Here is a 24962-nt window from a genome sequence, read left to right on the forward strand (position 1 = left end):
ATTATTCATGCAAGTGAGTTCATGAAAATTTTATTGAATAGAACAACCTATAGTTTCAGCGACCAGCTTTAGTTGATCTTCGTTATCAAGCTTGATAGACCATTTTGCTTCACTGCAATTGACCACAACAACATTTGCTCCTTTACCCATTAACTGAACAGCGTCGGTGGTAGCTTGCATCATTGCACGATGCTCTCCTTCCAAACGAACCACCACCTCATGCTGTGTAGCGATGATTTTCCCATATTTGAATTCGATAACCATTTACTGCTCAGTCTTTATTTGTTGACGTTCATTACGCTTTTTCTTTACTGCAATCGTTAAACGACTTGTACATACCAAACGATCACGTTCGTCAGTAATATTGATTTGCCATACTTGAGTCGAAACACCAATGTGCTGTGGTACGGCAGTTCCAATGACATACCCTGAACGCATCGAGCGAATATGGTTAGCATTGATATCCAAACCTACACAATAGCTTTCATCATCCACTGCAAAATTAGCCGCCACAGATCCAAGTGTTTCAGCCAGTACAACCGAAGCACCGCCGTGTAACATACCTAATGGTTGATGTGTAAAATGACATACTGGCATTGTTGCAGTAACTGTGTTTTCGCTGAATGCGGTATAGACAATGTTCAAATGCTCCATCAAGGTATTTTTATTGCTTGCATTGAGGATGTCTAAGCTAATTGGCTTTTTCCATATTTCCATCGTAACGTCCTAAAAGGTTTGGAGATTTATTATTGTCGTAGTACAGATTTGGAATGATACTATACCGATATTATTAATGACTTGGAACGAACGATGAATAACAGAATGAAAGCTTCCTTGCTATTAAGTTGTCTTAGCTTAGCAGCGTGTAGCTCTTCTCCGACAGGTAGGAATCAGTTGATCCTATTTTCGGATCAAGACATGAGCAGCTTAGGTACGCAGTCTTTCGATCAGATGAAAACCGATACTCCTATCAGCAAAGATGCTAAAACCAACACTTATGTTCAGTGCGTTGCGAACACTATTACCGCATACGTCCCTAAACAAGCAAGCTTCTCAGAATGGGAAGTGGTTGTATTTGAAAGCGACCAAGTCAACGCTTTTGCCCTTCCCGGCGGCAAAATTGGTGTATATACCGGTCTATTAAAAGTGGCCGTCAATCAGGATCAACTTGCCACCGTAATTGGTCATGAAGTTGCTCACGTACTAGCAGATCATAGCAACGAGCGTTTGTCTCAATCACAAATAGCTAACGCGGGTTTACAAATAACCGATGTAGCGCTCGGTGCTTCAGAGTACGCGCAATATCGAGGCCTAACCATGGCAGCACTCGGCGTAGGTGTCCAATATGGTGTATTACTTCCTTATGGTAGAACTCAGGAATCTGAAGCAGATATCTTAGGTTTAGAATTGATGGCAAAAGCTGGATTTGATCCGAAGCAGAGCATAGACCTATGGAAAAACATGGCGAAAGCCTCTGGTGGCAATAATCCACCCGAACTGCTTTCAACGCACCCTTCACACAGCACACGTATTCAAGACCTGACGAACAAAATAAGTACATTGTCGACAAGCGCTGCGGCTCGTCCAAACTGCCAAATCTGAAAATGTAAAAGGGAGCAACAGCTCCCCATTTTCTATCAAATCTAACCTAAGTTCCTAGAATATGTAGCGGCAAACTTAGAAGCGTATCTCCAGTGGTTGCAAATCCTACAATTATGGCAATCAATCCCACCAATAATCCTACATACCAAACAGTCGATACCACTTGACCATAACGATCCAAAGGTAACAAATGACTATGATGTCTGTGCTTCCATTCAAATGCTAGGTCTAGTGAACCCATAACTAAGAGGAAACCCAATAAGGTTAAACCTAACGCATAACTCAGAGCGATGCCGCCAATAATTGTGGCGATACAAATAAGCATGCCGACACGGCTGTTCAACGAGAAAGTAATACTCTTTAATACATGCCCACCATCTAATGGCAATATAGGCAGTAGATTAAACAGGTTTAAGAACGCGTTAAACACCGCCAGTGCAGCCCATAACTGACTTCCTGTAATCCAATAGACCACTAGCAAAATCAGCGACAGTATGAATCCAAAGCAAGGCCCCATTATAGAGATGACAACATCTTGCCAGCGTGTATTAATCTTCTCATCACTAAGCGCAAGGCCACCTAGAAACGGTACAAGATAGATACCCTTAGTACGCATTCCAAAATACTTCATCGCTTTAACATGTCCATATTCATGAAACACCAGACACAATATTAAAGCTATGGCAAATTGATACGAAAACAGCCACGAATAAGCAGCAAGGCTGGCTGAAGCAAGCAACACCTTTATTAGCTTGGCACTTTTTAGGGCTTTCATTCCTAAAGATACAATACCAATTACGCTAAAACGCCTCTCAACAGGTGGCGGTGTAAAAGGAACTTGTCGCTCGATATCTTTTTCAGTTCGACTGTTTTGTTCAACAATTAGCTCATCGACGGAAACTCGGTATGAGAGGCTAAATGGCTGCCATACAAGATCAACCTCTAATCGACACTCAATAACTTGTTCGCCTCTTTGTAATTTGAAGTGGTGTTGAATGGTCTTTGAGTCGTCTGCTTGAGCTTCTCTCTGAGAAACCAGAGTATTGTTCCAGAATAATTGCTGCCAACCAGCCATTGAGCCTTCAAGCCTAAGAGGCTTACCTAGTAATTCCGTACTTAGTAGTTCCACAAATTTAATCTACGCTTATTGTAATTTGGAGCGTGATTATGCCATTTGTAAGATAAACGTAAAACTATACGTTATATGTCGCTGATATTTGTGATTTGAATGAATAACCCTTTAAATCCTGTGCATAACGTGGATAATACGCGCTTACAAAATTTACAAAGGTGGGTAATATGTCTACTGAAGCAACTTTGCTTGAACGCTGCGAATCTAAATGTGAGCTCTGCTCCGCTGAAACTTCTCTAACTCCGTTTGTGGTTGCACCACACACTCTAGTTACTGTTGATCACTCTGCAATGCTATGTGACACATGTAAAAGTCAAATCGAAGATCCAGAAACAGCAGATGCAAACCACTGGCGTTGTCTAAATGACAGCATGTGGAGCCAAGTTCCACCGGTACAAGTTCTTGCTTGGCGTCAACTGAAACGCCTGAGCGCTAAAGAAGGTTGGGCACAAGATCTTCTAGACATGATGTACATGGAAGAAGAAATCGCAAACTGGGCGGCAATCGGTATGGACGATGACGCTGAAAAACCACGCGATGTAAACGGCGTAGAGCTTAAAAAAGGTGACGACGTAACTATTATTAAAGACCTGCCAATTAAAGGTTCATCTCAAGTGATTAAACAAGGTACTGTCGTACGCGGTATTAGCTTATCTGATGATCCTAAACTTATTTCTGGTAAAGCTAACGGCCAGTCAATGTACATCATTGCTGAATACTGCCGTAAGAAATAACGATTTATGCTTGTGAAATCGCTGAACGACTAAATGCAGCAATTTCACAAGCTACAGCTCTCTCTAGTGAGATAAAAAAAGCCGAACACTCGTAGAGTATTCGGCTTTTTTAGTTCTTACGCATCTGATTAACGATTCAAACCAATATCACGCTGAATGTGGCTAGACAAATCAGCACTGTAGTAGCTAGCTGCTGGTTTGTTATCAACAAATAAAATATCAATCAAATGAGCTATCAATCCTTTGAAGTTAACCGCATAGGTCTTTTTATCCATAGAGGTGGTCGCTGTTACACTACCCATATACATTGCTTGTGCCATGATAGCCTCTCTTAAAAATTCGGTAACTTTCTGTATTTGCAGTAATGATAAGTACGTTTTGGGCGCTTAAGAAATGACAAAATTTAGATTTTCAGATTAATAATTCTAATGAAACAACTCATTTACAAACCCTAAAATATCAAACCGATTAGCATGACTAAAAAACCATCAGGATCGATTTTCATTGAATAACTATGCGCTATTTATAAAACCAAAAAAAGAATATACAGTTTATTAACAAATGTTTATTCGTCAATTTGTTATTATCATCTCAACTTTATCAATCACAGGCATCAGGTAATGGATCATCAATAGTTGTTTGTTTTTATGACATTTATTTGAGTTTATATAAAAGTCGTACTTAGTTATAAAGAAAAATAAAGCACTATTCTTTAGTCACAAAAGATGTAACACGATGCAAATACACTGACTGTTAACTCTTAGTCTATACGCAACATTGCTTCGCCAATATCCATCATAATGGATGAGGTTTTTGGTTTTAAGTAAATAAACTTATGCGATATTCCCTGCATACTAAAACACAGTGAAGGTAATTATAGTAATGCGAATGCATTCAAACTATAAACCTTAAAGCAAAAGCGTTCCTACAAGGTTTACCTTCCGAACCGAGATCAAAAAAGGAGCCTAAGATAGCTCCTTCTTCCACTTGCCTTTAAAAGTAGGCAATTTTTAAAAACCAGCCAGTGGTAATAGGTACACCAAAGCGGACCACGCACCTATCCAACCAACTACAACAGCTGTATCAAGCCAATCCTGAAACCACATGTTTCCCCCTTTCCTCTCTTGTACTGAGAAATAAAAGACTGAAACATCATGAGCAAGCATTATGCCATTTTATGAAAGATGACTATGCCTTTGCTCTAAAGGTCGGCTATTAAGAATGTCCGGCTGATCCATTAGCAAGCTAATGAATGCATCTGCCATCGACACGTTACTAACATAGCCTTCACCATGCATAGCGGTGATAGCATCATAACCTTCTTTACCCTTCATGGTATAAGCGGAAGATGTACCACAATAGAAGGCTTCTGATTCAATGAGTTGCCATTCATTACCGATGCGAATTTTTAAGTCCGTAATACGTTGACCAAGCGGTTTATCGGCGTGGTAACAGAAACTCAAGTTGTGCGTATATGGGTAGCTACCAGATCCAGTCCCCTCAACACCATTGTTAGTTGCATTGTTTATCGCCCCTTCCAAAGTCAGCGCTATAGTCTTGCCCCTTACAGAATACACACCAATTGGAACGGCAAACGGCAACAGCTTTCCTGCAATATCGGCAACGGAAAGTTTGCCAGGTTGGATTGAAGTTCTTACACCACCAGCATTATGGATTGCAAACTGAACCTCATGGCCTCGTTCACGCATTGCATGAACAAAAGATTGAGCAACTAATGGCGCTAATTGACTTGGCCCATGCTCATCTGGGACACGGACATGCCTTAACGAATCCTGTGCCTCGGCAATCATTTGAGCTTGCAGTTCTCTAACTCGTGGAATGTATTTATTCAATAAGATCCCCTGTACTTCAGGATCTTTTTTACACACCACCACGTTTGGATGATTGTTTACGTATTCACAGGCTTCTAAATGCGCGCAGTCACTGCCCGCTTCACTCATACTTGCATCTAAAAATAAGCGACGACCTAGTAAAAGTTCATTTCTACCCTCGAACTTTAGAACATTACCCTCTTCATCGAAATCTATTTGGCAATGACCAAGCGCTAATGCATATAATCCTGACTGAACAACATAGGTATTATTAATGCGTTGACCATATTCTTCTTGTGTTTCCAGCCCCAAGGAACTGAAGTCACCTTGAAGTACATGACTATGACCGCCAACAATGACGCTAATACCTTCAACGTGTCGAGCTAGCTCTTTGTCTGCTTCATAACCTAAGTGGCTAAGAAGAATAATTTTGTTAATACCTGATCTCTGAATCTGTTCAACTGTACGCTTTGCAGTTTCTAACGCATTCATAAACGGCGTATCACTGTCAGGGTTTGCGATATCCACCATTTTGTCTAGAGACAAACCGAATATGGCAACTTCACTTCCTTCAACTTGTTTAGTAATCCAGTTTGCACAACCTAATGTTGGGTTAAAAGAAATGACAGATTCGTTGTCTGATAAACGATGTGTTTTATCCTCACGTTCCTTAGATAAATCCCAGTTACCGCATAGCAGAGGGAAATTGGTACGTTTGGCAAAAATAGCGACAGGCTCATTTCCCATATCGAGTTCATGGTTACCTAGAGCCATGGCATCTAAGCCAATCGCGTTGAGCATGTCAGCGTTGGCTTTACCTTTAAATAAGGAGAAATACAGTGTGCCTTGGAAACAATCACCTGCATGTAAGAAAATGAACCCCTTTCCCATGCGTTGAGCATCTTCGCGTAACTGCTGTACACGTGTTGCAATACGAGCAAAACCGCCAGCGCTGACGAAAGGTGTTAAAGGCTTACCATTGATATCTAGAGTTAACTGTAATGACGTTGGTTCAAAGTAAGAATGGGTATCGTTGATATGTGCCAGAGTGATGGATGTTACTATCTTCGTGTCTTTTATATTTTTCATATTTGTCTTTTCTCTTTTCTTTCACTCTAATCCTAGCTCACAGATCATGACAGAATCGTGATAGTAATGAAACGTTAATGAAAAGAAAGTTATAAAGTTTGACATCAATGCGACACCTTATTTCATAGCCATTGGCGCAACTAATAAAGTTTATGTGAGATAACCATCTGCTTACATTGCAGTTTTACATTATGCTTAAAGAAAAATGATAATGGCCTCGTTAATATAAGAGGCATGAGGAGTTGGCCGATGCTTTTAGAACGTATCGAAATTTCTGGCTTTCGTGGTATTCGTCGCTTATCTCTCTCCTTTGATGAACTGACGACTTTGATTGGTGAAAACACCTGGGGTAAATCTTCGTTACTCGATGCATTGTCGGTTATGTTACCTACCAGTTCCGAACCTTATCAATTTGAGTTACAAGACTTCCACGTCGACTACTCAATTTCTCACCCTCAAACGCAGAATCTTCAAATTGTTTTAAGTTTTGCTACAACAGACAAGAATGAACATAGAGCGGGCCGCTATAGAAAACTGAAACCTATTTGGTGTGAAGATGAAGATGGCACCCATCGGATTATCTATCGCGTCAGTGCTTCGCGGGTTAAATACGACATTACTACTACTTACACTTTCCTTGATTTGAAAGGCAATCCAATTGCAGTCCATCATAGTGAAAAGCTCGCTCGCGAGCTGATGAGTTTGCACCCCGTTATCCGCTTGCGAGACTCTCGCCGATTCATACGACCATTTGGTAAAACCAACAATGAAAATGAACGGGTCGAAAAACGGATAGACAATACGTGCCGTCGTTTAATGGCCATTCCCGGTCACGTGAATAAAGGTGAGATGCGCAGTAGCCTCAATGCTATGAATGCGCTGGTCGATCACTATTTCTCGTTTAAAAATCAAAGTAGAAAGAATCCTCGTTTAGAAAGAGACAGCTTAGTTTACGCCACTCCGACTAACGATAAGAGCTTGAAACAGATCGTTGGTGAAACAAAAGACAGACAAACAAGACTGCTTTTTCTCGGTTTACTCAATGCCTATTTGCAAGCGAAAGGCCCAGCAGATATACGCCGCTGCGCAAGACCGATCCTTATAGTAGAAGATCCGGAAGGTCGTTTACACCCTACTCATCTCGCGAGAGCTTGGAGTCTGCTTGAACTGCTACCAATGCAAAAGATACTTACAACTAACAGTGGAGAGCTTTTAGGTTCAGTACCAATGCATTCTATACGTCGTTTGGTCAGAAAATCAGATAGAACTATAGCGACTTCGATGCCAATAAAAGGCTTTGGTCAGGACGAGCTTAGACGAATTGGATTTCATATTCGTTTTCATCGCACTGGCGCGCTGTTTGCTCGTTGTTGGTTGTTAGTCGAAGGCGAAACAGAGGTTTGGCTATTCAGTGAACTAGCACGGCAATGTGGCTACAACCTTGCAGCTGAAGGTGTACAGATTATTGAGTTTGCGCAATCTGGCCTCAAATCTCTTATTAAAGTCGCCAAATCATTTGGTATCGATTGGCATGTGGTTACTGATGGCGACTCAGCTGGTAAAAAGTATTCAGCAACGGTTATCAATATGCTTGGACATGATCAGCAAAGACACAGATTAACTGAGCTACCAGATAAAGATATCGAGCACTTTCTTTATTCACATGGCTTTGAGTTTTTCTTTAAAGACATGGTTAAGATCCCACACGATCAACCCATTCCAGCGAAGAAGGTCGTCACAAGAGTTCTTAAAAAGCATGCAAAACCTGATTTAGCCTTAGCAATTGTGTCTCATTGCGAAGCTGGCGGTGTTGAATGTATACCGGTTCTTTTACGCTGGACACTTAAACGGGTCATTACGATGGCTAATGGTAATACATAGCAATCACAATTCTATCTCGTTAATAAACAAAATGGGCATACATTGCTGTATGCCCATTTTGATTAATAATTCTATTAAATAGCGATTGAATCTTTGTATAAGGAATATTGATACATCGGCTAAGTTACTGAGCTTGTTTGCTCACTAACGACTGAGAAGCTTTTTTCTCTTCATGCGCTCGTTTGTGTAGCCACAGCCCACTCGCTTTCATTGAGAAGCCAAACGCCCCACCCAATAACAATGATGGAACAACGATCTGCCAGTCTCCGTTGGCTGCAAAAGTTGCACAACATCCAATGAATGTACCCGGGATGTAACTTAGCCACTGTTTCTTCGCTTGGATACACATCAAAAATGACACAACACCCGTAATTACGTAGCCGAGGATTTCGATAGACATGTATTGCGAGCCATTGATGATTACCATAGCCCAAAATACGCCCGTCATATTAGTGGCATAGCTCTCAAGTAAACCTCGTACTCCATCTTTTGGTGAAGCGAAGTAGCTAGTACAGCCCAAAAATCCAGCCCAAGAGAGTAAACCGAATGAAACGGCGACCCATCCCCATAAACCAGAAAGAATGCCTGTAGTGATTGCTATAGCTAAAAGTGTGCTCATCATACCCTCTGCGAAACAGCTTCTATTGTCGCAAAAGCTGTATCAGTGAATCGAGATGAGATACTAATGATTTAGAATAGCCATTATAGTGACCCATATCACATATATAATGTAACTATTAATGTGCATTCACAATAATAGTGACGTAAACGATAAATCAACATAAATCGTAATAATGAAACTACAGTGACTACGTAGAGATTGACTTCAGCTCAAAACATTCTAGAGAAAAAGTGATCTTCCCTTCATCATCCTAAAACCCTCTCGCATAATACACTCAGCTAACGGGTTTTCAGCCATATCAGCTCGCCATATAAATGAAAGCGTTCTTTCCATATTCAGCTCAGGTACGTTTAAAGCAACCAGTTTTCCGATTTCGATAAACCGCTCTACATCTAAATAAGGCAAACAAGTTAAATAAGGGCCATTAGCGACTAATGTGCGCAAAACCGGTACGTGCTCATACTCACGCCATACGTCCAAGTCTTCGATTAAATGATGTATAGAACTATCAAATGTTTTGCGCGTACCTGAGCCCCTTTCACGTAATACCCATTTAGCTTGTTCTAACTGAGCGAGACTTACTGTAGTACGTTTGGCGAAGGGATGGTGAGCAGAAGCGATCACTGTTAAATGATCTCTACACCATTCCTCTTGGTGAATACGGTTGTCATCGCTTCGTCCTTCAATAATTCCCAAATCATATTTGTAATCCAAAACGCCTTCTATAACGGCTTGAGTACTTTTAACTTGCAGGTCAATGCGTATCTCTGGAAAGTCATTATCAATAATACTGATAAGATCGGGAACTAAATGTTCTGCGGGTGTTTGACTTGCGCCAATGGAAATCTCACCACTGACTAGTTGCTGATCATAAAAGCCCATTTCAATCTGTTGCGCGTCTTGCAGTAGGCGTTTTGCTTTAGGTCTAAGCCACATCCCCCAATGGGTTAACGCCATTTGCTTACCTTGGCGCTCGAAGAGTGGACGCCCCAACATTTTCTCAAGCTGGGCTAGAGACATACTTGTCGCCGATTGAGTTAAAGCTAATTTATCAGCAGCAACACTGACACTGCCAGCGTCAGCAATAGCATCAAATACAGCTAACTGTTTCAGTGAATATCTCATCGCACTCTATCTCCTTACGTCCGAATAAAACTCTTCTATGAGCATACAGTTGCATTCTACCTACAAGTACCACTATATCAACATAATTGATATGGGCATTTGATATTATCAATTTTACTTAGTGAAACGTAGGGCGCTAACCTAAGTACCAAGCAGCACATAAGGTGTTGTTTTGTAATAAGGAGTATCACTATGGATATCAATATGGAGACCAGTTATGGCATCTACTGAGTCTTACAATCAACATTATTTTTCGCCGAAAGAGATGATGGCGGAAGCTGAGAAATTTGCTCTCAGCAAAGCCCAAAAATCCAGCGGAATGACCATCAGTCTCGCTGTTATGGCAGGAGCATTTATTGGCCTAGCTTTTTTGTTTTACATCACAGTCACGACTGGTAATCAAAACGCGGAATGGGGACTTAATCGCCTAGCAGGTGGATTAGCGTTCAGTATGGGGCTCATATTGATTGTCATCTGTGGTGGCGAACTATTCACCAGTTCTGTTTTGTCGAGCATATCCTGGGCCAACAAACAAATTAGCTTTGGAAAGATGTTGTCAGTGTGGGGCAAGGTTTACTTAGGTAACTTTATCGGTGCAATGTTCTTGCTGCTATTAGTTTCTTCAGCCGGCTTATATCAACTAGATCAAGGGCAATGGGGATTAAATGCCCTGAACATTGCTCAACACAAGCTGCACCACACTACTTTACAAGCATTTTCACTAGGCGTGCTTTGTAATTTGCTTGTTTGTTTAGCTATCTGGCTAACGTTCAGCTCAGCAAACGCAATGACCAAAGCAGCTATGACCATTATGCCCGTAGCAATGTTCGTATCGAGTGGCTTTGAACACTGCGTTGCCAACATGTTCATGGTGCCACTAGGAATAGTAATCCAAAACTTTGCGCCCGATTCTTTCTGGCAACAAGTTGGAATCAACTCATCCGTTTATGCGGATCTGAACATAAGTCACTTCGTTACTGCCAACCTAATACCAGTGACGTTAGGAAACATCGTTGGTGGAGCGGTTCTAGTAGGCCTAGCAAACTGGTCTATTTACAGCCGACCAAAACTTATTTCCACCCAAATTTCATCAATTACACAAGCAACACCACTAACGTCAGTTAAGGAATCGACTATGAAAACGACTATCACAATGAGAGATATTATGGATCCTAATCCCCTAAGAATAAGTGCTGATATGCCTGTCCCAACAGCTATCGATAAACTATTGGATAACAGAGTTAACGTTGCTGCAGTAGTCAATATGGATAACCGTCTGGTGGGTATGTTTTCAGCTCATGACGTTATGGTGGAGCTTTGGTGTCAGAACTATATTCCTGCAAAAGATCAGAAGGTTGTTGACTTGATGTCCAGAGACGTTATTGCAATAGATATAAATGACAAGCTTGTTGATGTGGCTGAGTTTCTTTGTATAGATAGAGAACAGCTTTATCCAACAACTAGCATGGGTATCGCAACTCGCCTAAGTACTCTGTCTTTAGAAGAAAGAGCGAAAAGCATGAAAGTTCAAAAACCGCACCAACTCCCAGTATTAGATAACGGTCATTTTGTTGGAATGGTTGAACGTCAACATGTCCTACTCGCTTTACGTAGCATCTATGGTGAACGTTTATCTGTTGTAGAAGAAAAACAACTAGAACGAGCGTAATTAAAAAGTTTCATAACAATAAGTTGGCTAGAAAAAGCCCCTGCTAAGCAGGGGCTTCGTTTCATCAGCCGTTCAATTATTTTTGAACGCCTTCAATATGTAGTTCCATATCGACATAGCTAGCAGGGCCCATCACTGCAATGTCAAAATCTTTAAGCTCTAGACGAGTAGTACCTGCGAAACCCGCTCTCTGACCACCCCATGGATCCTTACCTGCACCGATAAACTCAGCGTCAATAGTAATGCTCTTAGTGTGACCATGTAACGTTAAATCACCTACTACATCCAGTTTACCATTACCTTTATCAACCACTTTCGTGCTCTTAAAAGTTGCTGTGCTGAATTTTGCTGCATCAATAAAATCAGCGCTACGGATGTGTTTATCACGCTCTGCTTGGTTTGAATCAAGGCTAGTTGTATCCACATTTACTTGTACAGATGCAGCGTCGATGTTGTTTGCATCAAAAGAGAATTCACCATCAAACTTGTTAAAACGCCCTTTGATGAAGCTGTAACCTAAGTGGCTTACTTTGAAGTTAATTGAAGCGTGCGCGCCTTTTGAATCAATTACGTAATCTGCTGCGCTTGCACCAAAAGATGCAACCATACTTGCGGCCAATCCAACAGCCAATAACGTTTTCTTCATTACGATACTCCTATCATTTTGCGTAGCGTATTATCTTTGTTAATAAAGTGATGTTTCAATGCTGCTAGAGCGTGAACTACAGCAACTAAAATCAATGCCCATGCAGCGTACAGATGAATCAAACCTGCTAAGTCTGCTTGCCCTTCAAATAAAGCTCCGGCTCCTGGCACGGTAAACCAACTGAACACATCAATACCGCGACCATCTTCAGTCGAGATTAAGTAGCCTGAGACAAATAAAACAAGTAAATCGAAGTAAATAAATAAATGAGCAATCTTAGCCAAGATGCGTTCAAGTTTAGAACCTTCAATAGAAGGTGACATTGTCACCAACTTCCATACTATTCGAAATACTGAAAGCCCAGCTAGAAGCAATCCTACCGATTTATGCCAATGAGGCGCAGTTTGATACCAAGTGCTGTAGTAAGACAAATCGGTCATCCATAGACCGACGGCAAACATTCCAGCAATTACAATTGCAGAAACCCAGTGAATAGAACGCGATACAACGTTGTAGTGTGTGACTTGGGTACTCATATCAGCTTCTCTCATAACTATGTTCGATACCATTAATCAACGGACGGTATCACCTGATACATACTGTTAACAGAGTATTTACCAATATTTACCTTGCAGCTATACAGCCGGATTGAAGAACTTATTCGAATATTTTGAACAATAAACATGTGTAAAGTCTTAGGTACGATCCTAAAATTCACTTTCTTTTTCAATCTGATAGAGCTCATCACCAATATCTAGCATCTTTCTTTCGACGACAGATTGCGCATCAGAGAGCCCTTTATTGTAGAAAACCGGCCCTACCTTATTTGTAACAAATTCTAACAAGAACCACGCATCGAACTGTTCCAGTTCAATATCTAACTCATCGGAACAGTATTTTTGTAATGCAGCAGTTAGTCCCTCTTTCTGGTGTTGTGTAAATTCAATATCACTCATCGTTACTTCCCCCACAATTTCGAAGCTTATTATAACCAACAAGACTCATCTGTTTACTACTGCTCTTACTTCATTTATTCGAATCGGTTAGAGAAATATAAATTTCAAAAATTGGTGAAGTAAAACGGTTATTTACCCCTAGTGAGAAAATGTAACTGTGATAATCTAACTGAGCTTACATTATGGAGAATAAGTAATTGTTACTGGACCTAGTCACACAAAGCGTCAATGAATTTCAAACCGATTGCTTGAGGTTGTGTGAGAAGCACTATCCAACCATTCATAACAAAGGAATGAGCGAACACCATTTAGGTCTAGCATTCGCACGTCGGTTGTCGCGTACGTTAACTGAATTTGGACATGCCTGTGCCTACGACTCCATTGAATCCACTTTCCACGCAGATATGCCACACCATTTTCGAGTAACGAGTGAAATGGGCACAGTCTGGATACTGACTCATCACTTAGTTAGTGCAGGTAAAACCTGTCGCGAAAAGCTGATGCGCGATATTTCTCAGTGGAAACAAGAATACGGTTTTGCTATCCAGCCAAATGATTTTCTTATTCTTCTTACCGATCATTGGATTAGCAAAAGCCAAAAAAGCAGAGAGCTACTTCACTGGTGGACGGGTCAGTTACCCGATGAAATTGATGAATACAGTGCTCAAGGAATTACACTTTACGAAAGTGACTCACTTTTAACTCAAGCTTTAGAAGCGCGCTATCAAATAAGCCCTTGCTACATCAAGTTTGGACATCCTTTGAAGCACTCAAAAAATCAGCAATTAGTTCGAAAATACATTCAACTGTACGCAGTTCTGCAATGGGCTTAGTGTAAGTACACTGGCCCTTCCAATAGCCTTCATTTTTATCAGCTGTCACTTTTCTTACATATTCCTATTTCATAGTTATTAAAAACCAACAACTAATAAGACTGTGAAAAGCTTAAAACGCTACCAATACGAAAGATACGCAGTGCTGTGTAATTTGGCATATCCAAGGGTATTTAAGCAAACCAACTACGGATTCGATCCAAACGGTCAACGGATTGTTTATAACCGTTTTGGCAAAGTGATGATGCGCGTTCTGTGGAGTAAGAAAAGTGATGAAGTCATCGTTGTAATAAAGGGCTCTCATTCACTTTGGGATTGGTTATTAAACCTTGCGATGTGGCAAGTGACACCGAATACACTTGGTACTGATTATCCAATTCACGCTGGTTATGCCTACTTAATGTTGCAAGAAAGTCGCCCTGGACATAACACTGATAAGTTAGGTTTGAACGTTTATCAAAGGTTAATGAGCTATATTGTTCCTTTGATTGAACTCGACAAAAAAGTGACTTTCACAGGACATTCATCAGGTGGTGCAATTGGTACCGTTCTAGCTGATTTAGTAGAAAAACAATATCCAAAAACAATTAAAAGAGTTGTAACCTTTGGTCAACCAGCGATAGGTGGTTACCAATATAGAAGGCGGTATTCGCTAGCTCATAAAACATACCGAGTGTGTTGTGATCTTGATATTGTTACCTTCCTGCCTCCATTACCATTTTATTACTGGCATGTAGGGAAGTTACTTTGGTTGCATAATGAACGAGTGTATGAAAATACACCGACACTTCTTAGATTAGGAAAAAGTATAATTTCATGGGCTATTAGACCATTTTCATATCATCTGATGAGTCGCTATATAAGGAATAAAGATTTTTTTGACGATCGTTGAAAAATTAAACATGAAGTATCTCTATTTTCTAAAAGTTTAATATTTTAATAAATCTGTATAGATCATATTCACCTCGTATAGTTAGATCATCAATTTAGTCTAATATATTTATTTTATTAGAAATATAAACATTACGTTTCATATAGTTAACTAAAATTAGCTTAACTACAATTGATCTTAAAACTTAAAGATCATAAAAATGATCCATTATAAGATCGAGTTAAGTTTATGATCTTGTTATTAATGATTGACAGAAAATTAATATCGTCAATACTATGACGTGAATCAAAACAATTTGACGTATGGATGCGTAAATTAAATATTATTTTTGGGATTTAACTAATTCTATGATTCTTACTCAGAGACAACAATTCGATAAACACATTAGTTTCGATAACACGGGACAATATATAGCTCATTATAAAAATATGACGCTACGTAGTGTATTCCAGCCGATATTTTCTAGAGAAAAGAGAATTGTTGGTGTTGAGGCATTGGTTAGAATATATACAAATGGGCATCGACAAATACGCCCTGATTTATTTTTCCATTCAGATCAATTTAATCTAATTGATCAAATTAATGTCGAATTATTGAGCAGAGCGATCCACGTTAGAAATTTTGCTAATTCACCTTTTAAAAGCATTCGATTATTTTTGAACCTATTACCATCGGTCGGGCAGTTCCTAGTACAAAATGAAACCTTCTCTACTCGTTTATCAACTCGTATAAACGAACTTAATATCAGACGTCCTCAGATTGTAATGGAAATCGTTGAGCAGCATTCTGAAGACAACGAGCTCTTAAAAGAAGCGACACAAACATTGTCAAATTATGGATTTCATATCGCTGTAGATGATTACGGGTCACAGGCTTCGACATCTGAACGCGTTGATCTCATATCGCCTGACATAATCAAGTTTGACCGCACTCTGTTGAATAAATATATGAGTGGCGATACAGCACCATTGCTTGACGCAATCAATGTAGCTCAAAAAGCCAAAGCGAAAACCGTGGTTGAAGGAATCGAAACAGAGCAACAGTTCGAAGCAATGAAAGAACTGAATTTAAACATGTATCAGGGGTATTTTCTTGGCACTCCAGAACGCGTAATGCCAAGAGTCCAGCTTGCATGTGGTTAACCCTGTTAGATAGCTTTAGAGGGTTAACCTATAGGTGGTTTAAGATACTTTCTGCCAATCGTAATCCATTTGTTTAGCTGTCTTTTGGGCTAACTCAGTACAATCTAGCTCTGATATCAGGAATAAGCTCATATCTATCCCTGCAGAAATACCTGCAGACGTCACGATATTGCCTTGTTGAACCCAACGGACATCTTCCTGAACTTCTAATCTCGGGAAATCTTTTCTTAGATCTGAAATGTCTTCCCAGTGCGTCGTCACACAATGATCAGTAACAACATTCGCTTTTGCCAGTAGAAACGCCCCAGTACAAACTGACGCTACGATCTTTGCATTTGATGAGGTCTTGTTTATCCATTCCGTAACTTTTGATTTTTTAACTTCCTCAGTATGAACGCCGCCAACGATGACTATTACATCAATGTCTGGTGCATTGTCGAATGAATAGTGTGGTTGAACATCAAAACCGCCACGCGCCTTAACTAAGGAAAGCTGTTCTGCAACTAAAAATACGTTCCAATCCTTGTTTGCTAACCTCTTGGCAGTACTGAATACTTCAAAAGGCCCCGAAAAATCCAACACTTCTGCGTTATCGTAAATGTATATCCCTATGTTCATTGCTTTCCCTTAGTAAACAATATGTGTAATAACTTCAGTTTTTACTGAGTTTGCGATAAAGCAGTTATCGTGAGCGTGGTGATGCATCTTCTCCAGTACTTCGGCACTTGGTACGTTCTCTCCAACAAAAGTGACTTTAGGGCGTAGAATCACTTGGGTCATCGATTCTTTATTGTCTTCATTCATCGCCAACAAGCCTTCCGCTTTATCAACATATTCATCGATGACATATCGCTTTTTTGCTGCAATTGAGAGAAAAACAAGCATATGGCAACTAGAAAGTGCAGCTACAAATGCTTCTTCGGGGTCAACGTTGGCTTCAACAGAATACGGTAGAGGGACAACACTTGGTGAAGGTGATGCTGGCACAGTGACACCGCCATCAAACTCCCACACATGTTCACGACTATACTTGTTATCACTGAATACTTCGTTTTCCTTGCGAAACCAAGACACTTTAGCAGTGTGTTTAGACATAGTTATCCTTTTTAAACAGTAGTAACTGAGCATACCGCTCACACATATCCCTGTTTTCTATTAATAGGTTAGGTACTGATTTATTTGCTTAAATTGCAGGAAGGCATGAGGCAGCTTTGCTGTTCCCAATGCAGCTGTTCCTCAGCTAACGAAAGTTTTTGTTTAGCTTTGATATCACTCCAAGAAATACCATCTTCCAATCCACTGACCCTTTGTTCGAACTTTCTGCAAGCTCTTTCCAATACGCTTTCCAATTTAATTTCGGATTCAGACTCTAGAGCCAGTAAGACGTTTAGATAATCCCAGAGTAAATCCCCTAGCTCCTGTTCAAGATAGCAACGTCTGTTTAGTGGGATCTCTTCTAATACTTCATCGAGTTCACTTCTCATCTCATTTAGATAAGTCTGAGAGCCGTCAAACCAATCACTAGCTGTGTCGATGACGCTTTTACGTCTAGCGATACTGAGTAACTGTTCGAAATACATCGATGTCATTGGCGTTAATTTATCCATTCTTTCCCTATCTATGACGACTGAGGATCCTTCCTCGTTTTAGGTTCTCTTTAGACTAATTTTTCGTCTCTAGTTTTTCAACCACGTTAACGCATCGATGTAGCTTTCGAAATATCTAATTTCGCCTGAAACAAACCAATCACCAATCTTGGCCGACATCTCTTGCCAATCTTGATTACCGAATAGAGCTATTTTGTCGAAAACTGCACTGTGTTTTAGTCCTAGTTTCAAGTCATCCCATGCTGCTCTTAGCTCCCAACCATCAAGTTCGGTTACATCGAATAGGATTTTGACCTTTGGTTGGTTCACTTTAATCAGAGCTGCTTCAAGCATTGGAGTGAGGTGTTCGTAATCTTGGTGAGTAAGCCTACCTACAGCCTTTATAGAAATGAAAAATTCATTTTCAACTCGATCAAGACCGATAGATAAACCATGTCTATCGTTAGTCATAGTCCCTCCTAGCCCACTAAACCGGACTATTCGTGATATAAAGCTTCTGTTTTACCTGTTTAAGTTAAAACAATAGCTTTTCTGAATTTGGTTCTAGCGCTAATCGCTTTTGAATGACTCTAAAGATCATATCAATAACTATTAACGCTCATTTAAGCAGTATATGTAGAGTGGAACGAGATGAGTACAAACTAAAAAACGATCTTTGTAACTACGGTAACCTAGTAGAAAACGTTACCCGTGCGTACATCTAGATAGATTTTGTCTGCTAATTTCATCCCACCGCAGTAAATGAAATATACATCTTTGTCAGCGTACTTGGTGGATTTAACCCAACCACCGAGCTCTTCAAAATCAACAGGTGTACAACTTCCATCATTTAGCAGTTTATCTGTCGTTTTAAGAAACATTTCTTCAAACTGAACAAGATCATCTGACCCCGCTATATAACCCTGTATCGTCTTTTTACGTTCTTCCGGTGAAATAACTGGAGCTTGCTCAACTAAGCCTTCCATCGAAATCCATTCCGCTATTTCTGGTCCACCTTGTTCATAGACAAAATAAGCTGAAACTCGTCCCCACCCGTTCTTCTTTTCTAAGAGACGAACTTTGTCACCTTTGTATAAATAGCGTTCGACAAATGCATCCTGATTCGCTGCTTCTCGGATGCCTAGCTTTTCCACATCGACGTAAAACTCCATATTTTCTGGTTTTAGATCGGCAATACTTTGTGGTTTAGATTCTTCAACGACATCCTTGTTTTCTTCCGTTTTCGCAGCTTGGTTGGCAAGTTCATGTTGGGGTTTATAGTAAAACAAGTAGTAGCCAGCACCAGCGCCAGCTAAACCCAATAGCAAAAACACAACCATCAGCAGTTTTTTCATCTTTTACGCCATACCTTATGGTTAAGCAGAGACTATTCTCAAAACTTCAATTTCTTTAACTACAATAATATTAGCTGTGGCAAACAATTAGTCGCCATTAATATCATTAATTAAGTGAGCACATTTATCCTAAACAATGAAAAGTTTGAAAGCGTGCCTATTTTCTATAACGACCATTACCTTGATAACTTTATCTTGGCAGGTACATGCTAGCCAATGTAATGAACAAGAATGGAACAAAGCACTTGTTTCTCAACAAGCGTTAGATAGAAAGTACAATTTGCTCGCCACCAAATACAACGATTGGTTACCGAGTTTTCAGCAGGCCATTTTTTTACATATTGAGTTTTCCAATGAAGAGCTTTCCTATCTGTGGAACAAAAATACTAATCAGTTTCAGGAAAAAGTAGTTAACCAAATCAACACTGCTCTAGAGTCTCGCCTGTTGGTAAATGATCTCATTCAATACTTAGATACAATCCCCAATCAAGTCTCAGAACAATTAGGTTATTGGAACGATATCGGGCAAGCATGTGAAAGAGAGGGATTGATTAGTAATGAAGTTGCCGCTGGCCACTACGTAAAGTCGGACCAACAACTGACTCAAGATCTCATCAATTTAAAAGAACAACTAGCGACTATGAGGCGCTACTACGATAGAGAGGTTTTATCGTTACAAAACATTAGCTCTACTCCATCCCCTTAAGCCTGATTCACAATAAGATTTACATTGTAAATGTAGTGCGTTTCCTATTCAGATTTTAAAAGTAACTCTTCCTTCATTTTGCCTTTATTTTTAAGCGTATTGTTGCTCTATTTTATAGCTTATCTATGGGTACCAATGCATCATTTTAGTGCATTAGATATTTCTCATATTAATAATTCAAGACATGACATAGGTTTCAATTTTGGCTCGAAACTTGTACTACTCTCTAAAAAGTGAATACGAATTGCACATATTTAGGGAGAAATAAGATGCAAGACACCTTAGCGGTAATATTAGCCGGCGGTATGGGTTCACGATTATCCCCCCTCACTGATGATCGGGCCAAACCCGCTGTACCATTTGGCGGCAAATATCGCATTATTGATTTTACCTTAACCAATTGCCTACATTCCGGATTGCGTCGAATACTCGTATTAACGCAATACAAATCTCACTCACTGCAAAAACACCTGCGCGACGGTTGGTCTGTATTCAATCCTGAACTTGGTGAATTCATTACAGTTGTCCCACCACAAATGCGTAAAGGTGGGAAATGGTATGAAGGTACAGCAGATGCTCTATTCCATAACATGTGGTTACTTTCACGCAGCGACGCCAAACATGTCGTTGTACTGTCTGGCGATCACATTTACAGAATGGACTACGCAGCTATGCTTGAGGAGCATAAAGCAACAGGTGCTAAATTAACGATTGCTTGTATGGAAGTTCCTAGAGATCAAGCATCCGCGTTTGGTGTTATGGGGGTAGATGATGAAAACCGCATCACATCTTTTGTGGAAAAACCTAATGATCCACCATCAATGCCGAATAGCCCTAATTCCAGCCTTGTCTCTATGGGTATCTATATATTCTCTATGGATGTTCTACAACAAGCGTTGCATGAAGATTCGGAAGTAGAAACATCGACACATGATTTTGGTAAAGACATCATTCCTAAACTCATTGAAACTCGTAGTGTTTACGCATATGAATTCTGCAATGAAAAAGGTCGTGTTGATCGCGATTGTTACTGGCGTGATGTAGGTACAATCGATTCATTTTATGAAGCGAATATGGATTTACTCGAGCCAGTTCCACCAATGAATCTTTATCAGAAAAACTGGGCGATTCGTACTTATGAGCCCCAGCTTCCACCAGCAAGAACTGTGTCCTCAGCTACTGGTAATGAAGGGATTTTTATCAATTCGATCATTTCCAACGGCGTGATTAACTCAGGAGGTTCTGTACATCACTCCATTATTTCAGGCAGTGTTGTCATCAACGACAGTGCCACTGTTGTGGATAGTATTTTGTTCGATGATGTGGAAGTGGGCGAAGGTTGTCAGTTAGTAAACTGCATAATTGATAAGCACGTTAAAATCCCGCCGAATACTCAGATAGGCCTAAACCCTATTGAAGATGCCAAACGTTTCAAAATTTCTGAAAAAGGCATCGTCGTTGTACCTGAAAGCTATAAGTTTTAACTGCAATACATTCTAGATATTCATAGCATTAAGCTGGTCAGTCATCTAACGATGGCCAGCTTATTTAACGAATTAAGCCTCTCTATACTCACCTCATTTCAAACAAGTAATGACCTTTCAATAGTTATTAACCTTGTCATAAATTAACCAATTTAAACGCGTATCATGGTTTTAGGGTTCTGAATTGAATACATAACAACATTTTTAATAAAAGAGATTGAATAACCACGGTCTTTTCGTTATTTAATTAACAAAACTAATTGTTGGGAATGAACAAATGAAAGTAACAACACGCACAATGGCTGCGTCTAAACACGTAGCACTCGTTGCGCATGACAACTGTAAACCAGAACTTCTACGCTGGGTGAAAGAGAACAAAGAAAAGCTACAGCGTCACTTCCTGTATGCAACAGGTACAACTGGTAACATGCTAAACAAAGAAACTGGACTCCCAATTAAAAGTTTAATCAGCGGCCCAATGGGTGGTGACCAACAATTAGGTGCTCTTATTTCTGAAGGCAAAATCGACGTATTAATCTTCTTCTGGGATCCTTTAAATGCAGTTCCACACGATCCAGACGTGAAAGCATTACTTCGAATTGCTGGTGTATGGAACATTCCAGTTGCGACTAACCGTGCAACAGCTAAGTTCTTATTTAGTTCGGAATTTATTGATAAGCCGGTAGATATTGAAATTCCTGACTACGAGTCCTACCTCGCTGAGCGCCTATAATTTAAGCAACATGTATCAAAGCTTAAGTTGTAGCAGTAAAGACACCATAAAAAATCCCCTATTTAAGGGGATTTTCTTTTCCATCTGTTCAAAAGTGCCGTTAACCAACAACCTCACTGGACTGAATAAGCTTACATCCAGCTTGCTCCATCTGCTTCCAAGCACTTTCAACATCCCCTTCCGCCATTTCAACTCCGCGGCAAGCGTCTTGAACTACAGATGTTTTGAAACCGAGAGATACTGAATCAATAGCAGTAAATTTCACGCAGTAATCCGTAGCTAAGCCAACGATAAATACCTCATCAATACCTTGAGTATTTAGATAATCAGCTAATCCAGTTGCTTGAAGCCTTTGATTATCATAAAAGCCACTGTAGCTATCAATTTTAGGGTTCGTGCCTTTATGAATGACTTGGGTAATCGCATCAGTATTCAGACCAGGAATAAATTCAGCACCTTTAGTTCCTTGAATGCAGTGATCTGGCCACATAATTTGTGGTATTCCGTCGAGAACAATCACTTCCCCAATCGACTCCCCATTGGACGATGCAAAACTTGAGTGACCAGCGGGATGCCAATCTTTCGTTGCGATAACATGCTCGAAATGCGGTATCAGTTGATTGATTACCGGTACAATTTTGTCACCTTCTTTTACTGGTAAAGCACCTGAAGGTGAAAAGTCATTTTGAACATCCACTAATAACAATGCTTGGCTCATATAAAATCCTTCTAACTTTTCTTAGTCACTGGATAATCACCATTCAATAACTCCTGCACAAATACTGAACCACTTCCTGTATAAGTGATCCAGACCTTTTCTCGTGCACGTGTCATTGCAACATAAAATAATCGTCTTTCTTCTGCAAATGCGAAGTTGTCTTGAGATGCGGTTAGAGCATTATCGAGATGTAATGCTTTAACTTTTGCTGGAAACTGGCCTTCATCAACAGCAAGAATAATAACAAAATCGGCCTCTTTTCCTTTGCTAGCATGGCAAGTCATAAATTCAATTTTCAATGACAAGAAGCGATTTTGCCAATCACGTAACAGTTCTGGTTTGTGATAGTGATTTCGGCCTAACAACAAAACAGTCTTGATCCCAGAAGATTTACGGTTTAATCCATCTAGAATTTTTTCAACGCTTGTACTCGGAGACAACACGACAGCTTTATCACTCTGTGTTTTAACGCTGTTAAGAGTTTTCTCTCGCTGTTGCGGATTCTGTTGTACAAATTGATTCGCTACTTCGCCCAACTTATCGTTGAATCTGTACGTAGTATCTAAATGATGTACTGTTGAATAAGGCATACGAGACTCAAACCCTGTAGTCAGGTCGACGTCAGACCCTGCAAATTGATATATGGATTGCCAGTCATCCCCAACAGCAAACAAGTTACACTGTTCTGGATTTTGCTCGCACAGCGCCTGAATGAGATCCAATCGTTGTGGAGAAATATCCTGATACTCATCAATCATGATGAACTTCCAAGGAGAAGAAAACTTACCCTTAGTCACATAATCTGTCGCTCTACTGATCATTATGTTGAAATCTATATGATTGTTTTCTTTAAGCATCTCCTGCCAAGATTGATAGCATGGCCAGCACAATGCTAGCTCGCTGTTCAAACGAGGATAATCAGGATGTTCAACTAATCGCTCTTGAACTGACTTCTTTGAGATTCCTAACAATGCAAGTTGATCAAGTTGCTTTTCCAGCCAAGCAATCAGTTTAGGATTCTCGACATGACTACCTAGCTCATCATCTCCCGCCAGATAAGCGATTGGCCATTGAGCTAAGTGCTTTTGCCAGCGTTTAAAATTCGTGGGTGTCATCCAGTGACGCTTGAGCCAATCAATGCACCAAGGTTTCTTTAGCTTATCGTCCAACGCAACTGGGGAAATGACTGCACTACTACCATCAACTTGATTCAATATACTTAGTCCGAGTTGATGAAAGGTATTAACTCGGATTTTTTCAGCAGCAAGGCCAATCTTGTTCTTTAATCGCTGCTCCATCTCTCCAGCAGCATCTTTACCAAACGCGACCAGCAAAATATCTTCAGCTTGTGCTAAATGGCTTTGCAACAAGTAGGCGACTCTTGCTGTCAAAACACTCGTTTTACCCGAGCCTGCACCAGCTAGCACTAAGTTGTGATCATCATTTAGCAATACTGCGTATTGCTGAGACAAATTGAGCGGTGAAGATTCGACTTGATTAAACAAAACTTCCCAGTTCAACCTTTCGTTTTCAATCCAACGGCTATTACGATCTGTCAGTTGTTCTGACGTATTGAGTATCCATGGAGATAAACTAGCGATGTGATCAGGCAGACGCTTATGTGCTTCTTCAAGCGACATACCCATTGTTGTGAGATCATCATACACACGATTGACCCAACTATCTGTTTGTGAATGGGGCAAAAATGAGGGTAAACGAATTAAACGTGTCAGCTCTTGCTGCCACTGTGGTAAATATTGGCTTAACTGAGCACACTGTTGATTATGCCAATTCTGATATATTGCAACGGCTTTATGAGCAAACTTTCGGCATTCAGGCCAAGGCAGACCTTGAACTAACCAACTCCGTTGTTTGCCATACTCTTCATGTGCGAAAAATTGAAGCGATCCCCAAATAGCTCCACGTTCAATTTTGACCTTTCCATTCCAAACATTAAAAGGAATGTGTTCTTCACTCATCAAAGATGAAAGAATCACGCACTCGTCACCAAGCTCAACTTGATTGTATTCACTAGAAATAAAAAACTGTGCAGTCTTATTTGCTTTCAGCTGCATTGATATTTGCTCTTCGAATTCGTTGCCAACCATCATACCTTAATCACTTTGCGTGAAGCTAAAATAATGTCAATAATGTTTGATGTTTACTTTGTGCTCGCATGACAATATTTATTTAATTTGATCAAAAAGTTATCAACTCAGTCTGAT

General features: G+C 40.1%; 27 protein-coding genes. 10 read left to right on the plus strand and 17 right to left on the minus strand.

The genetic code is table 11. From position 1 onward, the window contains the following. Nucleotides 1-30: 30 nt before the first annotated feature. Together ACOSVQ_RS10815 and ACOSVQ_RS10820 are read right to left on the minus strand one after the other, a co-directional pair. Entirely contained in the window at nucleotides 31-264 is a 234-nt protein-coding gene (locus ACOSVQ_RS10815; RefSeq protein ID WP_491982575.1) for a DUF3389 domain-containing protein, read from the minus strand. Beyond that, nucleotides 265-717: a hotdog fold thioesterase gene (locus ACOSVQ_RS10820; RefSeq protein WP_491982576.1), complete on the minus strand. Its 453-nt coding sequence runs from the start codon at nucleotides 715-717 to the stop codon at nucleotides 265-267. A 93-nt stretch (nucleotides 718-810) separates the two neighbouring features. On the opposite strand from ACOSVQ_RS10820, the gene ACOSVQ_RS10825 reads away from it, so the two are divergent. Then, complete coding sequence (locus ACOSVQ_RS10825) at nucleotides 811-1602, plus strand: M48 family metallopeptidase (RefSeq protein ID WP_491982577.1); 792 nt, start codon at nucleotides 811-813, stop codon at nucleotides 1600-1602. A gap of 46 nt (nucleotides 1603-1648) precedes the next feature. Here the strand turns inward: ACOSVQ_RS10825 and ACOSVQ_RS10830 are convergent, their stop codons facing one another. After that, nucleotides 1649-2731: a metalloprotease gene (locus ACOSVQ_RS10830; RefSeq protein WP_491982578.1), complete on the minus strand. Its 1083-nt coding sequence runs from the start codon at nucleotides 2729-2731 to the stop codon at nucleotides 1649-1651. Between the two features lie 170 nt (nucleotides 2732-2901). Here ACOSVQ_RS10830 and ACOSVQ_RS10835 point away from each other — a divergent pair, with 170 nt between their 5' ends. After that, nucleotides 2902-3468 (plus strand): PhnA domain-containing protein, encoded by a 567-nt coding sequence (locus tag ACOSVQ_RS10835; RefSeq protein WP_491982579.1) that lies wholly within the window; start codon nucleotides 2902-2904, stop codon nucleotides 3466-3468. A 128-nt stretch (nucleotides 3469-3596) separates the two neighbouring features. On the opposite strand, the gene ACOSVQ_RS10840 is transcribed toward ACOSVQ_RS10835, so the two are convergent. Further along, nucleotides 3597-3788, minus strand: a complete 192-nt coding sequence (locus ACOSVQ_RS10840) for a hypothetical protein (RefSeq protein WP_491982580.1) — start codon at nucleotides 3786-3788, stop codon at nucleotides 3597-3599. Nucleotides 3789-4643: 855 nt separating this feature from the next. After that, nucleotides 4644-6389: a bifunctional metallophosphatase/5'-nucleotidase gene (locus tag ACOSVQ_RS10845; protein ID WP_491982581.1), complete on the minus strand. Its 1746-nt coding sequence runs from the start codon at nucleotides 6387-6389 to the stop codon at nucleotides 4644-4646. A gap of 249 nt (nucleotides 6390-6638) precedes the next feature. Between ACOSVQ_RS10845 and ACOSVQ_RS10850 the strand changes: the two genes are divergently transcribed. Continuing rightward, nucleotides 6639-8270 (plus strand): ATP-dependent endonuclease, encoded by a 1632-nt coding sequence (locus tag ACOSVQ_RS10850; RefSeq protein WP_491982582.1) that lies wholly within the window; start codon nucleotides 6639-6641, stop codon nucleotides 8268-8270. Between the two features lie 124 nt (nucleotides 8271-8394). On the opposite strand, the gene ACOSVQ_RS10855 is transcribed toward ACOSVQ_RS10850, so the two are convergent. Together ACOSVQ_RS10855 and ACOSVQ_RS10860 are read right to left on the minus strand one after the other, a co-directional pair. Further along, nucleotides 8395-8889, minus strand: a complete 495-nt coding sequence (locus ACOSVQ_RS10855; RefSeq protein WP_491982583.1) for a DUF1097 domain-containing protein — start codon at nucleotides 8887-8889, stop codon at nucleotides 8395-8397. 222 nt (nucleotides 8890-9111) lie between these two features. After that, nucleotides 9112-10017: a LysR substrate-binding domain-containing protein gene (locus ACOSVQ_RS10860; RefSeq protein ID WP_491982584.1), complete on the minus strand. Its 906-nt coding sequence runs from the start codon at nucleotides 10015-10017 to the stop codon at nucleotides 9112-9114. Between the two features lie 217 nt (nucleotides 10018-10234). Here ACOSVQ_RS10860 and focA point away from each other — a divergent pair, with 217 nt between their 5' ends. Further along, the gene (gene focA, locus ACOSVQ_RS10865; protein ID WP_491982585.1) at nucleotides 10235-11686 is read left to right on the plus strand and encodes a formate transporter FocA; all 1452 of its coding nucleotides are present in this window, start codon (nucleotides 10235-10237) and stop codon (nucleotides 11684-11686) included. 76 nt (nucleotides 11687-11762) lie between these two features. On the opposite strand, the gene ACOSVQ_RS10870 is transcribed toward focA, so the two are convergent. The 3 genes from ACOSVQ_RS10870 to ACOSVQ_RS10880 all read right to left on the minus strand — a co-directional run bounded on the left by ACOSVQ_RS10870 (nucleotide 11763) and on the right by ACOSVQ_RS10880 (nucleotide 13288). Then, complete coding sequence (locus ACOSVQ_RS10870) at nucleotides 11763-12332, minus strand: YceI family protein (protein WP_491982586.1); 570 nt, start codon at nucleotides 12330-12332, stop codon at nucleotides 11763-11765. Next, nucleotides 12332-12868, minus strand: a complete 537-nt coding sequence (locus tag ACOSVQ_RS10875) for a cytochrome b (protein ID WP_491982587.1) — start codon at nucleotides 12866-12868, stop codon at nucleotides 12332-12334. Before ACOSVQ_RS10875 ends, ACOSVQ_RS10870 begins: the two co-directional genes overlap by 1 nt. Nucleotides 12869-13039: 171 nt before the next feature. Next, on the minus strand, nucleotides 13040-13288 hold the full coding sequence (locus tag ACOSVQ_RS10880; protein WP_491982588.1) for a DUF2164 domain-containing protein: 249 nt from the start codon (nucleotides 13286-13288) through the stop codon (nucleotides 13040-13042). Nucleotides 13289-13485: 197 nt separating this feature from the next. Here ACOSVQ_RS10880 and ACOSVQ_RS10885 point away from each other — a divergent pair, with 197 nt between their 5' ends. The 3 genes from ACOSVQ_RS10885 to ACOSVQ_RS10895 all read left to right on the plus strand — a co-directional run bounded on the left by ACOSVQ_RS10885 (nucleotide 13486) and on the right by ACOSVQ_RS10895 (nucleotide 16155). Beyond that, nucleotides 13486-14121 carry a hypothetical protein gene (locus ACOSVQ_RS10885; protein WP_491982589.1) on the plus strand — a complete coding sequence of 212 codons (636 nt, stop codon included), beginning with the start codon at nucleotides 13486-13488 and terminating at the stop codon, nucleotides 14119-14121. A 103-nt stretch (nucleotides 14122-14224) separates the two neighbouring features. Beyond that, nucleotides 14225-15013, plus strand: coding sequence for a lipase family protein (locus tag ACOSVQ_RS10890; RefSeq protein WP_491982590.1), 789 nt, complete (start codon nucleotides 14225-14227; stop codon nucleotides 15011-15013). Between the two features lie 347 nt (nucleotides 15014-15360). Beyond that, complete coding sequence (locus ACOSVQ_RS10895; protein ID WP_491982591.1) at nucleotides 15361-16155, plus strand: EAL domain-containing protein; 795 nt, start codon at nucleotides 15361-15363, stop codon at nucleotides 16153-16155. A 39-nt stretch (nucleotides 16156-16194) separates the two neighbouring features. Here the strand turns inward: ACOSVQ_RS10895 and ACOSVQ_RS10900 are convergent, their stop codons facing one another. From ACOSVQ_RS10900 to ACOSVQ_RS10920, 5 genes are all read right to left on the minus strand, one after another. Continuing rightward, nucleotides 16195-16773, minus strand: a complete 579-nt coding sequence (locus tag ACOSVQ_RS10900) for a DJ-1/PfpI family protein (RefSeq protein WP_491982592.1) — start codon at nucleotides 16771-16773, stop codon at nucleotides 16195-16197. A 9-nt stretch (nucleotides 16774-16782) separates the two neighbouring features. Beyond that, entirely contained in the window at nucleotides 16783-17250 is a 468-nt protein-coding gene (locus tag ACOSVQ_RS10905) for an OsmC family protein (protein WP_491982593.1), read from the minus strand. A gap of 80 nt (nucleotides 17251-17330) precedes the next feature. Then, nucleotides 17331-17762: a MazG nucleotide pyrophosphohydrolase domain-containing protein gene (locus ACOSVQ_RS10910; protein WP_491982594.1), complete on the minus strand. Its 432-nt coding sequence runs from the start codon at nucleotides 17760-17762 to the stop codon at nucleotides 17331-17333. 69 nt (nucleotides 17763-17831) lie between these two features. Then, complete coding sequence (locus ACOSVQ_RS10915; protein ID WP_491982595.1) at nucleotides 17832-18212, minus strand: SpoIIAA family protein; 381 nt, start codon at nucleotides 18210-18212, stop codon at nucleotides 17832-17834. A gap of 221 nt (nucleotides 18213-18433) precedes the next feature. After that, nucleotides 18434-19096: an SH3 domain-containing protein gene (locus tag ACOSVQ_RS10920; RefSeq protein ID WP_491982596.1), complete on the minus strand. Its 663-nt coding sequence runs from the start codon at nucleotides 19094-19096 to the stop codon at nucleotides 18434-18436. Between the two features lie 181 nt (nucleotides 19097-19277). On the opposite strand from ACOSVQ_RS10920, the gene ACOSVQ_RS10925 reads away from it, so the two are divergent. The 3 genes from ACOSVQ_RS10925 (at nucleotide 19278) to ACOSVQ_RS10935 (ending at nucleotide 22019) form a co-directional block, all read left to right on the plus strand. Further along, entirely contained in the window at nucleotides 19278-19802 is a 525-nt protein-coding gene (locus ACOSVQ_RS10925; RefSeq protein WP_491982597.1) for a hypothetical protein, read from the plus strand. Nucleotides 19803-20035: 233 nt separating this feature from the next. Continuing rightward, nucleotides 20036-21286: a glucose-1-phosphate adenylyltransferase gene (gene glgC / locus ACOSVQ_RS10930; RefSeq protein ID WP_491982598.1), complete on the plus strand. Its 1251-nt coding sequence runs from the start codon at nucleotides 20036-20038 to the stop codon at nucleotides 21284-21286. A 277-nt stretch (nucleotides 21287-21563) separates the two neighbouring features. Continuing rightward, nucleotides 21564-22019, plus strand: coding sequence for a methylglyoxal synthase (locus ACOSVQ_RS10935; protein ID WP_491982599.1), 456 nt, complete (start codon nucleotides 21564-21566; stop codon nucleotides 22017-22019). Between the two features lie 100 nt (nucleotides 22020-22119). Here the strand turns inward: ACOSVQ_RS10935 and pncA are convergent, their stop codons facing one another. Next, nucleotides 22120-22737 carry a bifunctional nicotinamidase/pyrazinamidase gene (gene pncA, locus ACOSVQ_RS10940; RefSeq protein WP_491982600.1) on the minus strand — a complete coding sequence of 206 codons (618 nt, stop codon included), beginning with the start codon at nucleotides 22735-22737 and terminating at the stop codon, nucleotides 22120-22122. A gap of 11 nt (nucleotides 22738-22748) precedes the next feature. Next, the gene (helD, locus tag ACOSVQ_RS10945) at nucleotides 22749-24812 is read right to left on the minus strand and encodes a DNA helicase IV (protein ID WP_491982713.1); all 2064 of its coding nucleotides are present in this window, start codon (nucleotides 24810-24812) and stop codon (nucleotides 22749-22751) included. Between the last annotated feature and the right edge of the window lie 150 nt (nucleotides 24813-24962).

The organism is Vibrio sp. HM8-C, from assembly GCF_058630515.1.